Consider the following 1058-nt stretch of genomic DNA (forward strand, 5'->3'; position numbering starts at 1 on the left):
GTATAAGTTGGAGCTGTCCATTTGCCATCTTCATACTTTGCACCACCACCAAAATAGGTCGCAAGCGTCTGATTCAACGTATAAAGCTGACCACCTGTAATTGCATCTGTAGAAGATTTAGAAATGTCTCCAGCTAAAAGATGGGTAATCTTACTGTTAGCCTTTTTACCTTCTGCACCATGATCGGCGACAAAGGCATTCGCTTCCTTACTCCACAATAACGCATCATCTTTAAGTTGTTGCGTTGTTTGATCTACGTTTTGTGTAAACTCATTGAACTTATTGGTGACATTCTCATTGACATTCTTGATATTCGTATCAAGACCTACAAGGGCTGAACCAGCATCATGATATTGAGACTCTTTTACATGGCCATCTTTATCAATATTAGACACTGTATAGGTTGGTTCTGTAAAGCTACCATCATCAAACTTCGCACCACCACCCAAAATCTTAGCAACATCTTCACCGATTTTGTTAATCTGACCACCTGTAACAACATCCTTAGAGCCTGACGCAATCTTTCCATTCGCTACATTATGAAGGGCAACAGCGGCAGAATCTTTACCTTTACCCAAAGTCACACTGGTATAATCAATGTTACCATCTGTCTTTTTGTCATAATGGACAACTACAGAATCATCAGACTGAAGGTTATCAGAAAGTTCTTTCAAACCTTGATCTAACTGACCTTTGTTAACCGCATCATTGTCATTCTCTGCTGCCTTAACACCTGAAAGCCTACGATCTTGACCTGAACTGTTGGCAATATTGATTCCTGTGCCCGCTACTTCTTTACCAATAGTGATCTGCTTACTCTTAGGATCTTGCTTAACAAGGCTCTCACCTTCTACACCACTAAGCGCATTATTGATTTCATTATGCACATTAGTGAGAGAACTATTGAAGCCTTCAAAAGCACTAGCAACATTATTATAGCTTTCTTCAGTTGCATTGCCTTCAGAGTCAAACTTCTTAACCGTATAAGTTGGAGCTGTCCATTTGCCATCTTCATACTTTGCACCACCACCAAAATAGGTCGCAAGCGTCTGATTCAA

Annotated in this window: 1 pseudogene; it reads right to left on the reverse strand. The window is 40.2% G+C overall.

Annotation, left to right across the window (positions count from 1 at the left end):
- Window positions 1-1058 (reverse strand): annotated as a pseudogene (locus ACFINO_RS09915) (hypothetical protein); the annotation flags it as partial.

The sequence above is a fragment of the Bartonella sp. AA83SXKL genome (assembly GCF_042196965.1).
Classification (GTDB): domain Bacteria; phylum Pseudomonadota; class Alphaproteobacteria; order Rhizobiales; family Rhizobiaceae; genus Bartonella.